The 10421-nt window shown below is 60.1% G+C and carries 8 protein-coding genes and 5 pseudogenes; 11 read left to right on the top strand and 2 right to left on the bottom strand.

Going from position 1 to position 10421, the window contains the following annotated elements; genetic code table 11:
- Nucleotides 1–335, bottom strand: a pseudogene (locus tag L3V18_RS18695) (transposase); the annotation flags it as partial.
- Between L3V18_RS18695 and L3V18_RS18690 the strand changes: the two are divergent.
- From L3V18_RS18690 to L3V18_RS18645, 10 genes and pseudogenes are all read left to right on the top strand, one after another.
- Nucleotides 252–764: a class I SAM-dependent methyltransferase gene (locus L3V18_RS18690; RefSeq protein ID WP_237056928.1), complete on the top strand. Its 513-nt coding sequence runs from the start codon at nt 252–254 to the stop codon at nt 762–764. The pseudogene L3V18_RS18695 and the gene L3V18_RS18690 sit on opposite strands and share 84 nt — an antisense overlap.
- Nucleotides 761–1162 carry a hypothetical protein gene (locus L3V18_RS18685; protein ID WP_237056926.1) on the top strand — a complete coding sequence of 134 codons (402 nt, stop codon included), beginning with the start codon at nt 761–763 and terminating at the stop codon, nt 1160–1162. The genes L3V18_RS18690 and L3V18_RS18685 overlap by 4 nt, the downstream gene beginning before the upstream one ends.
- Nucleotides 1163–2071: 909 nt before the next feature.
- Nucleotides 2072–2470: a hypothetical protein gene (locus L3V18_RS18680; protein WP_237056925.1), complete on the top strand. Its 399-nt coding sequence runs from the start codon at nt 2072–2074 to the stop codon at nt 2468–2470.
- Between the two features lie 3 nt (nt 2471–2473).
- Complete coding sequence (locus L3V18_RS18675) at nt 2474–3196, top strand: hypothetical protein (protein WP_237056927.1); 723 nt, start codon at nt 2474–2476, stop codon at nt 3194–3196.
- Nucleotides 3120–3398 (top strand): annotated as a pseudogene (locus tag L3V18_RS18670) (IS4 family transposase); the annotation flags it as partial. The gene L3V18_RS18675 and the pseudogene L3V18_RS18670, both read left to right, overlap by 77 nt.
- Before the next feature lie 78 nt (nt 3399–3476).
- The gene (locus tag L3V18_RS18665; protein ID WP_237056924.1) at nt 3477–4208 is read left to right on the top strand and encodes a methyltransferase domain-containing protein; all 732 of its coding nucleotides are present in this window, start codon (nt 3477–3479) and stop codon (nt 4206–4208) included.
- A gap of 642 nt (nt 4209–4850) precedes the next feature.
- Entirely contained in the window at nt 4851–5939 is a 1089-nt protein-coding gene (locus L3V18_RS18660) for an NAD-dependent epimerase/dehydratase family protein (protein ID WP_237056922.1), read from the top strand.
- Nucleotides 5936–7024, top strand: a complete 1089-nt coding sequence (locus L3V18_RS18655; protein ID WP_237056921.1) for a glycosyl transferase family 90 — start codon at nt 5936–5938, stop codon at nt 7022–7024. The genes L3V18_RS18660 and L3V18_RS18655 overlap by 4 nt, the downstream gene beginning before the upstream one ends.
- Before the next feature lie 104 nt (nt 7025–7128).
- Nucleotides 7129–7977 carry a glycosyltransferase family 2 protein gene (locus L3V18_RS18650; protein ID WP_237056919.1) on the top strand — a complete coding sequence of 283 codons (849 nt, stop codon included), beginning with the start codon at nt 7129–7131 and terminating at the stop codon, nt 7975–7977.
- 424 nt (nt 7978–8401) lie between these two features.
- A pseudogene (locus tag L3V18_RS18645) lies at nt 8402–8745 on the top strand (transposase); the annotation flags it as partial.
- Here L3V18_RS18645 and L3V18_RS18640 read toward each other — a convergent pair.
- Nucleotides 8743–9677: pseudogene (locus L3V18_RS18640) on the bottom strand (IS481 family transposase). The pseudogenes L3V18_RS18645 and L3V18_RS18640 sit on opposite strands and share 3 nt — an antisense overlap.
- 96 nt (nt 9678–9773) lie before the next feature.
- Between L3V18_RS18640 and L3V18_RS18635 the strand changes: the two are divergent.
- Nucleotides 9774–10373 (top strand): annotated as a pseudogene (locus L3V18_RS18635) (transposase); the annotation flags it as partial.
- Between the last annotated feature and the right edge of the window lie 48 nt (nt 10374–10421).

Genomic DNA, 10421 nt, shown 5'->3' with positions numbered 1-10421 from the left:
CAGCAGGCGACGGAAGTTGAGGATCGTGGCCTCGTCGGGCAGAGCATACAGACCGCCCAAATGGGCGAACCGACGCAGCGTCGGAATCTCGTACAGCACTTCCTCCATCGCCAAGTCGCTCAACGCGTACCATTGCTGCAGGAAGTGGATCCGCAACATCGTCTCCTGTGGGTACGGCTTGCCCGGCCTAGACGCCCAGCCTTCGGATAGTGCGGCTCGATCAGCGTCAGCAGTGCCTTCCACGGCACCACTTGCTCCATCTCGGCCAGGAAGACCTCCCGGCGTGTGCGCTTGCGCTTGCCCATACCTTCAGCGTCACCGAACGTCAGCTGCATCGATCATCAACCCAGTCGCGATGCGCTATCGTCGCCGATATCAGGGGAGTTGTTCTGACTTTCCTTAACCCGGAAACAGTGAAAACGATCCTCGCCGCGTTGCCATCCGCCGAAGTGTTCCTGACCTGGATGATCGACAACCTGGCCAATTTCCTCTCCGAGGAAATGGTCGACAAACTCAACGCAGCCTTGCAGCGTGCCGGATTGGGCAATGTTTTGACCGCAGAGCAGTTGCTGGCGATCAAGAATGGCGGCGATGGCGAGGGTTACCTCACCTGGCGGCGTGCCATCCAGTCGACCACGACCGAACAGATTCGGAGTATCTCTGGTGCGACCTACTGCACGCCCTTCTATATCGTGCCCCGGTCCAGTCGAAGAGGCTATTGGCTCCTACACTCGCCCAGCACTTGCGGGCGAATGAGGAGATGAAGCGGATTCATTGGGAGAACAACAATCTCCACCACCCGGGTGGCCCATGCTTCAATATGCTCGGATTTATCGAGAACAACGGGCAACCTGCGTTTGACAACCGCTTCGACGCGCATGCCAGCTGCATCACGCTGGATGCATTGTGTGAGGACATCCCCAAGCGCATCGAACAGTTGCATACACCACTTCGCTTCGGTGATCTGGTGCAGCTCACGGCCAACGAAACACCCGCACGCCGTCAACAGCTGCAGGAGGCGGTCTTTGCCTTGATGCAAGAGCAACAGCTGATTGTTCGGACTCAGGCCGGAGCCACATGCCGTGCCGCACACAGCCTAGTAGCCGAGGATGTCATCGAGCTTCCGACGCAGTTGTGGCCGCTTCCAAACAAACCAGCCTGAGCGACACGCAACCTTAAGTGCCATCGATTCTTGGCTGACCTGTGCAACGCCCTGACCGCTTAGCTTGATCTCGCAGCGCCCGTTTGCGGCTGCGCCTCAACTCGTCGTGGATGGACATTCGTATTGAAGGTCGACCCCCACCCGGGACGCGGCTACCGCCTCTCTACGGCGCGCTCATGGCGCATTCCTGTAAAGGAATCCAAAAATCTCCCCTGCGCTTCGGCCACTCCGAGAATCGCGATATAGGTGTACCATTGCATCTGACTAGGAAGCCCTCAGAGCTTGAGGCCACCCCACTTCTCCGCATCAAGACCAACAGGTTGCATGTGTTCTGACTGGATAAAGGCGCGCGCATGGCGCACTCTTCAAGGAGGCGAAGCCATAGGGAAAGTACTGCTCCATGAGCGCCAGTGGAGTAGCAGCATCTGGTGCGGGACATTCGCATTATCGAGACAGCTTTCGGCGACGGCGAGAAGCGGATGTTCCTCAGCGAAGTGGAGCCGCGCAAACAGCTGCGAAGAGCGTGACGAGCGAGAGCCGCCACCTCCGGAGTGGCCGCTGATACCGCCGTACGGATGCAAGCGGTGACCGCAGTAACCCGCGCCGTACGAAAGTACGGCTGGACGCGCAAGGCGCCGGCGGCCGTGGCCCGGGGCCGGTGTCGATGCCGAGTCGGTCGTGGGCCTTGTCGGCACAAGGTCCGGACTGCAGACCGCTCGCAGGGGCACGACCAACTGGCACACATAAAACTAGGTTTTCAATCGGCTGGATTACCAGTTCGACTACAAGTTCACTCCTATCAGCATGATCGACGTCGGTGCCAACGTTTGGTACTCGGTCGTGTACCACGCATCCCTCTAGCCAATCCGCAAGATCGTGGCGGACGAGCCCGATTCCCGCAATGCACGCATGGCACGGGCGAGCATCGCCCCAGGCTATTCGTCGGCTGTCGACGCCAACGCGTGGGCGTTCCCTGTTGCAGAGGCGAAACCGGGCGCCGGCGACGCATTCGAGGCATCGACCGTCACGCAGATCCTCGACCGCTACGGTTTCGGTATCGTCGACCTCGTCAAGATCGATATCGAGGCGGGCGAGCGATTCTTGTTCGCGGAGAACACCGAATGGCTGGCGCGGGTGAATGCGGTAGTCATCAAACTGCACGCTCGCTTCACGAGCGGTTGCCGCGAGCCGGTCCAAGCGGCGATCGAGCGGCACTTCGGTGGCTACCTAGAGAAGGCGATCGGCGATGACACGTTCTTCGTGCGGAGGCAACTGCTTTCCGCCGTTCCACTCAACTCACGGAGCTAGCACATGGCTATCCTCTGCAGGGACTACGACCTGCTGTTCACGCACATACCGAAGACCGGTGGATGCTTTCTCGAAGCGGCCCTCGTCGAACATCTCAATGGGGTGAAGGTTGGCGATCGGCACATGTCGTTCCGTCGGCTGCAGCTCGAGAATCCACCCACACACCGAGTCTTCGTCGTTCGAGAACCACTCGATTGGTACCGCTCGTACTGGGCGTACGCCCGAAGCCAGGTTCACCATCGAGCGGCATGGCCAATCTGGGATCGAGGCGACGGATCGCACCCTACCCACATGCTCGACAAGACCTGCGGAAACCCACACTTCGAGAAGTTCCTCACCAACGCTCTACGCGAATTTCCGGAAGGCTTCGTGCGGTCGATGTATTGCAGCTTCTCCAATGGGTGCAACATCGCCCTGAGGACCTCCAACCTGATCAGTGACCTCGAGTTGCTGTTCAGGCACGTGGGCTTCAAGTATCCCGAGAAGGTGCGTGGCCGCGAGCGGGTGAACGTGACCGCGTCGCGCTGGACCGAGCTTGCTGTTGCGCCTGACGAGCTCGTGCAACAAGCTCGCAAGATCGACAACCTCGAAGGCCTTAGATTCCCTTACATCACTGAAAGATTATGTCCGGATCCTGTACAGCTAGGGCGTGGAGGACACTCTCACGCACAGTGGAGCACGTCTGCAGATCCTGCTGCTGGTGAACACATCGGTTGCGCTCGCTAGCTGGCTCGCCGACCTGGCCTGCGAAGCGACCGGGATCGCCGATTGGCTGTCGCCACGGTGTTCGAAGCGCAAGCTCTACTCCATGCTGCGGGTCGGGCACAAAGCCTTGGTCAGGCGTTGGCTTATGGAACCGGTGAGCCGTTGTCTGGATCGCTTGCGGGCAATACCGCTCGCGGTGCTCGATCAAATACTGCCGATATGATAGGCGTGGGGATATCTGAGCTCTAGAGTATTAGGGCTTCGCGAGCCACGACGGTGACGACGATGGGAGGGCATCCTGATGCTCGGACAGATGGACATTGAAAGGCTTCTTCCCTTCCGTGCAAGGGGCCTCAGCGACCTCGAAAAGCGGGTGGGCGACATGGTGGCGCTCATCGATGGAAAGCTGAAAAACGGCAAACGTATCCGGATACTCGAGACAGGGTTCGGCTTTGGAACAGCGCTCATGGAGCTGAGAAAGAAGTACGGGCCTGGAATCGAGCTCCATGGGATCAATAGGACGCAGTCCCACGGGGACTGGGATACCATGAAGACGGTCGCGGTACGACGGGGAATCTTTCTTGAAGAGGAGATCACGGAAGTGGTGCCGCCGACCTTGGTATTTCACGACGTCAATGGAGGGCTTCCGTATCCAGATAATTACTTCGACATCGTATATTCGCAGGCGTCGTTCATGTTCTACGCCGAAAAGTCGAGATTTCTCGAAGAAGTGAACCGCGTGCTGGGCGAAGACGGAGTGGCCCGGATCGATCTCTACATCAACCGACCGGGCATCCCGAGCGAGTACGCCGTCGCGTTCGAAATTTGGCAGGGTGAAGCGCAGATACCGTTCTGGGAGTACGTCAAACAGTTTGGTTCGTTCTACGAACGGGCGGCAAAACGGAGAAGCTATCTTGAGATGTTCAAGACGCCAGTGCTCGATCTAGGTCTGGAGCTCGTGTATGCGATCGATCTCAATTACATTTGCAAGACATGGCACGGAAGCAAGAGCGTCTATAGAGTCAAGGATTGACAGAAGCCAGAACCGCATAAAGTCGTTCGAGATGCACCTTCCATGGCGTGTCATCGACGTCTGTAGCAGTCTGGCGGAATGCCGAGTGTACAAGTCGAATAATTACCCGAGGCCCTGGTTTCGGTGATGGGTGCTTGGCAGCGAGTATGTCAGGATCGGTTTCAGCCGTTTCCTCCGGTTCGGGAACGGTGGGTGGCAAGGTGTCGAACAGCGACGCCCAGCGCCTGCTGGAAACCGGCGATTTCGCGGTGCCGGCTGTCGTGATCGCCTGATACGTGCGCCGCACCTACGGGCCGGCCCTGCACAGGAGCACGGATAGCCATACACTGAAATCCATCCCACAGGTGAATCGTGCAATGATGATGATAGCTTTCGGTGCGACGAGTGCATCGATCACGTCCAGAGCCAATATCTGTCCGTGCTTTCCTCTGTCGGTCAACGTTTGCAGCGGCATCGAACTTCCATTGTCGCCCGCTGTGTTTCGCAGCTAGTGCACCGCCTACTCCTTGAGTATGATCGTGAGTATGCGTACTCGGTTCTCTGTAGCCGCTGGGCGAATCAGACGTGGAATCCGGCAGTGCAACGAAGAACGGGGCAGTAGCGGCGAAGTCCAATTTCATTTCTCAAAAATAGGAGTCGGCGTTGAAACTGCTTATTTTAGGATGCGGTGGATTTGTTGGTAGTCATCTATTGGACCGTTTGTTGAGCCGTTCGGACGTGGAAGTTGAAGGTTGGGATCCAGAGGTGAGCAAGATCGCCAAGCATGTGGGGAATCCGCGCTTCACGTTTCATCAGGCTCCCTGTATAGATGGTGTCGAACTGCGCCGTCTCGAGGAACGGCTCGCCTGGGCCGACGCGTTGATCAATCTTGCCGCGATCTGCAATCCGGCCCAGTACAACACGCGACCGCTCGATGTAATCCGAACGAATCTTTTCGACTCCTATCCCATCGTCGAGGCATGCGCACGGGCGAACAAGTGGCTTGTCTACTTTTCGACCAGCGAGGTTTACGGACGCACACTATCGAGCTATACACAGACTGAGGTGGACGATCCTGGCCTCTATGAGTTGCGTGAGGATCAAACACCTCTGATCATGGGCCCCGTGTCGAATCAGAGATGGACCTACGCGTGCGCCAAGCAGATGATGGAGCGGATCATATACGCCCACCATGCGACAAGTGGGATGCCCTTTACTATAATCCGGCCGCTAAATTTTTTCGGGCCACGGATGGACTATATCCCACGTAGCGACGGAGATGGGATTCCCCGCGTACTGGCCTGCTTCATGGCGGCACTGTTGCGCGGCGATCCAATCAAGTTGGTGGATGGCGGCGAAGCCAGGCGTACCATCGTGGCTATCGAGGAGGCCGTTGAAGCCATCGTCAGCATGCTCGATCGGCCGCTGAAGGCGCAGAACCGGATCTTCAACATCGGCAATCGCAACAATGAGGTTACGATGCGTCGACTGGCCGAGATGATGCGTGAGATCTACGCCGAGATCACCGAAGATCCTGCCTATAGTGATCATCCCATCATCGATGTTTCCAGTGAGACGTTCTATGGGCCGGGGTACGAGGACTGCGACCGTCGGATGCCCGACCTGACGCATGCACATACGCTGCTGGACTGGCATCCGAGGCGGAACCTTCGCGAAATTCTCCTGCCGACAATGCGCGATTATCATGCGCGCTACGCGAACGCCACTCATCTGGACGACACGGCGCGATGACCTCGCCTTCGCCCAAGAAGCGAATCGATGCCCAGATGCATCGGAGCTTTGCACACCTGGAGGCGAACGGAACTAACGAGAACCTCGTAGAGGCGTTCGTGGCTTTCCTGCGCTCGCCCGGAACGCTTCGAAGGCCCCCGCTCATCGTTCGCTGTCAGTTCAAGGAAGGATCGTTCCAGCACAGCATCGTCACCGACAACCCAAGGATCCACCGTCGCCTCGCGCGCCAGTTCCTGCCGTTCCTTGACCGCATACGCGCTCGACTGCAAGGTAGCGCTGATGTCCTGGTGCTGCTGAGCGACAGCGTCTATGTCGTCGAATCACAGGTGGCCCAGTTCGTCGATTTCGTGAGGCGTGTACCATTCCTGCGCGGGGACTGGCTTGAAGGCGATCCTGTCAGCAGCAATGCGTTGGCGATCCCGGACTTCACATTGCAAGACGAGAGCTATGGGAGGGAGATCGAGTCGATCGACGAAGCTGCGTCACGTACGCCGTTTGCGAGCCGAAAGGATCTCATGAAATGGCGCGGGCGGTTGACCGGTCCCGGCTATCCCGATGCAGAGAACTGTCACCGCTTTCCGCGTTATCACTTGTTAAGGCTCGCGGCGGAAAGCCCGGAGATTATCGATGCTCGGATAACGCATTACGATAACTTTCCCGATACGGATGCCGGGCGGGCGCTTCGGCAGCAGCTGAATGCCCTCCTTGGTGGTCCCGCGCCGGAAATTCCGCCATCTGATTTCGCGTCATACAAGTATCTGATCTCGACGGACGGAGTGGCTTCCACGTGGAAACGAGTCGCCAACTCGCTGCGGACAGGGTCGGTGTTGTTGATGCAGCACCGATGGCGTCAGTTCTTCTATCCAGGATTGGTTCCTTGGGAGCACTATGTTCCGATAGCCGACGATCTGGCTAATCTTCCCGCGCGCTATGCTTGGCTACGCGCCCATCCGGAAGTGGCGGAGCGCATCGGGGGCGAAGGTCGTCGTTTCGCGGAGATTTTCCTCAGCGTGAATGCGATCGAAGATCACTTCGCGACTGTGCTAAACCGGTGCGCCAGCCTGCCTCGCGCCGGTCTTCAGTAGCTGCCGACGTGCAACGGTCGTACCGTATCCTTCTCGCATGCAGCCAGCATGGATGCCACGCCGGCGCGATGAACGAGAGGCCTTGAATTGAATGGATTCTGGGAATGCGCCTGATACTCACTCTGCTCTGCCGCAATGAGGCCGATATCGTCGGCAGCATGCTGGACTTCCACCTGAGCCGCGGAGTGGATCTGATCATCGCCACCGACAACGGCTCCAGCGATGGCACCGATGCCGTCCTTGAGACCTACGAGCGCAAAGGTGTGTTGCGGCTTCTGCGTGAGTCCAGCCACACCCATGATCAAGCGGTGTGGGTGACACGCATGGCTCGGATGGCAGCCGAGGAATACGGCGCGGACTGGGTGATCAACAGTGATGCCGACGAATTTTGGTGGCCTACCGGGGGCAACCTAAAAGACGAGCTGGCCGCGATTCCCGCCTCGGTGCAGGCCTTAAGCGTGGAGCGACGGAATTTCTTGCCACCCGGACCGAATGCGGCCGACGAACTGCCTTTCCATCAGAAGCAGACCATTCGTGAACGGAGGTCGCTGAACAGTCGCGGTCGCCCGCTGCCGCCCAAGGTGTGTCATCGCGGGCTCGCCGCCATTGCCATCGGAGATGGTAATCACGTCGTCATGCTGGACGGACAGGCAGTACCGGCCGCGCCCTCCTCTGGACTGGATATCCTCCATTTCCCTGTGCGCAGCTACGACCAACTGGAGCGTAAGATTCGGGAGGGAACCGAGGCCCTGATTCGCAACCCGCGCGTCAGTTCCAGAGTGGGAGACACTTGGCGCCACCTCTACAGCCAACACCTCTTGGGTGGAACCCTGCCGGCCTACTATGTCGGCCTTCGGCCGCCGCCGACCACTCTGGAAGAGGGCTTGGCGAGCGGGGACCTAGTTGATGACCGCCGCCTTCAGAAAGCCTTGGCGATGCGCCCGCCGCTATGATCCGCCTGTCGCGACGATGCGCGGCTAGCGTGGGCTGAAGAACTGATTCTTCAGAGACGACTCATTACAAGAGCGACCGTTCTCGCGCCCCGGCATGATTGAACAAGTGCCTACTTGTGCGGCAATCGCCGGTCGGTAGCCATCGTCGAATGACGTATGAGCGTGGCCCATCGTTCGAGAGGGTTCGATATCGGTCGTGCCGCCGGTCTCGTCGGACATCCATGGCCGAATGGGACGAACGGCCTTTCGGTGCTCCCCCTGCCAATGAATCCGCTGCCGACGCAACAGACGGCGAGTACCGGATCCCACTGAGGCGATGTACGGCAGGTGCAACGCAACCTTCATCGCGGACCGCGCATTCAGCCCTGGAGGGTCGCCCAAGAAGAGCATCACAAGCAATGCCCTTGGCACGAGGTCACCGCTCGCGCTGTACGAGATTCCGACGCTGCGTCGGTTCGCCCATTTGGGTGGTCTGTATGCTCTGCCCGACGAGGCCACGATCCTCAACTTCCGTCGCCTGCTGGAGACGCAAACCTGGCGCGGAGGTTGTTGGACCGGGTCAACGCGCACCTGGCGCGCAAGGGCCAGAGCCTGCGTGCGGGACGATTGTGGATGCCACGATCATCGCGTGCGATCAGAAACCGGCGCGAGCGCCGCCACGTCGAGCGCAGGGAGCGCTACAAGGCCAGCCTGCGCGCGAAGGTCGAGCATCCGTTCCGGGTGATCAAGCGGCAGTTCGGCTACACCCAGGTGCGCTGCCGTGGTCTAACTGTGTAAACCCAGTACGTTGTTCAGTGGCAGTCGGCTGATCGGAGGCTTGTAGCCCAAGCTGGCGTGAGGGCGATGCCAGTTGTAGTGGTGCAACCAGTGGGGAAGCACCTGGCGGCGCTGCTCGCAGCTGTCATAGGCGCTCGCATAGGCCCATTCCTGCAGTGCGGTCTGAACCCGTCGCTCGGCCTTGCCGTTGGTGCGTGGCGTGTAGGGCCGGGTCCATTTGTGGCGAAGCCCGAGGCGCTTGACGGGCCGGCGAAAGCGACGTGATCTGTAACAGGCGCCGTTGCCGGTCAAGACCCGGCGGAAATGGATCCCCAGGCCCCGGTAGTAACGCACGGCGCGAAGCAGCGCACGGCAGGCACTCATGTCGCGCTCGATGGCGCCGAAGGCCTCGCGGGAGTGGTTATCGATTGCCAGGTGGACAAACTCTCAGCCCACACTATCGGAAGCGGTGGTCCGGTCGCCGGTCATACGATGGCCGGGCCGCCAGAAGCGACCAAGCTTCTTGATATCCAGATGCAGCAGATCGCCGGGCTTGGGGTGTTCAAAGCGATTGTCGGGCCGGGCCGGCTCCAACTCGGCCAATCGGTGTAGCCCCGCCCGTCGCAGCGGTCGAGCGGTCGTGCTTGGGGCAACGCCAAGCTCCAGAGCGATCTGGCGATAGGTCTGCCGGGCCTGTCGTCGTTCGATCAGCTGGGCGACTACCGCCGGCGATGTTGCATGCGAACAGGATTGTGGGCGGGAAGGCCGGTCCAGCAGTCCCTCCAGTCCTTCCTCCCTGAAGCGTTTGAGCCACTTGTACGCGGTTCGCACACTGCCCCCGCTGCGTGGGCCGCCTCCTCGGCTCGAAGCCCTTCTTCAACGATGCGCCGGACGAGAAGGGCTCGACCGCGGGGGCTAAGACGAGCATGTTTATGCAGGTTCATCCGGGGCTCCTGGAACGGTGGCTGATTCGCACCTCCAGTCTTCCGCCTCCCCGGATGAACAACCTACTGAGAGATCACAGCTAGTCCGCACCAAGGCGCAAGGTCCGGCTGCTGCAGACGCTGCCGGCCGACGATTTCGCGGCGCCGGGCGCGGACGGAGCGGACCAGATGGCAGGGTTCTCGCTGCATGCCGGGGTGGCTGCCAAGGCCAGCCGACGCGACAAGCTGGAACGACTTTGCCGCTACGTCAGCGAGCCGGCGGTGTCGGAACAGCGCCTGTCCCTGCTGCCCAACGACAATCTCCGGTACCGCCTGAAGACCTCATACTGGGACGGCATCATGCACGTGATCTTCGAGCCACTGTGGACTTCATCACCCGGCCGGCGGCGCTGGTGCCGCCGCCACCGGTGAACCTGACGCGCTACCACGGGGTATTCGCCTCTAACAGCCGCGACCGGCGCAGGTCGCGCCCGCCCGGCGGGGAAAAGCAGCCCGCCTCAACCTGCGGAGCAGATCGAGGAGCGAACGCCTGCCGAGCAGCGTGCCGCCATGACCCGGGCGCAGCGCCTCAAGCGCGTGTTCAAGCTAGACGTCCAGACGAGCCCGGCCTGTGCGGCAGCGCCCGTCAAGCTGATTGCCTGCATCGAAGCCCCGGCGGTGATCGCCAGGATCCTCACCCACCTGGAGACGCAGGCGCCCGACCCCAAGGGCCTGTTCCTCTGAGCGCATCGGCTGGGGTAAGAA

This window comes from Marilutibacter chinensis (assembly GCF_021725675.1).
GTDB lineage: Bacteria > Pseudomonadota > Gammaproteobacteria > Xanthomonadales > Xanthomonadaceae > Marilutibacter > Marilutibacter chinensis.
This window is presented reverse-complemented; position numbering and strand designations above follow the sequence as displayed.

Bases quoted from the DNA above. Each gene is read 5' to 3' on its own strand.
- L3V18_RS18685 (WP_237056926.1), top strand. From the start codon at position 761: ATGAAGCGGATTCATTGGGAGAACAACAATCTCCACCACCCGGGTGGC.
- L3V18_RS18680 (WP_237056925.1), top strand. From the start codon at position 2,072: ATGGCACGGGCGAGCATCGCCCCAGGCTATTCGTCGGCTGTCGACGCC.
- L3V18_RS18675 (WP_237056927.1), top strand. From the start codon at position 2,474: ATGGCTATCCTCTGCAGGGACTACGACCTGCTGTTCACGCACATACCG.
- L3V18_RS18665 (WP_237056924.1), top strand. From the start codon at position 3,477: ATGCTCGGACAGATGGACATTGAAAGGCTTCTTCCCTTCCGTGCAAGG.
- L3V18_RS18655 (WP_237056921.1), top strand. From the start codon at position 5,936: ATGACCTCGCCTTCGCCCAAGAAGCGAATCGATGCCCAGATGCATCGG.
- L3V18_RS18650 (WP_237056919.1), top strand. From the start codon at position 7,129: ATGCGCCTGATACTCACTCTGCTCTGCCGCAATGAGGCCGATATCGTC.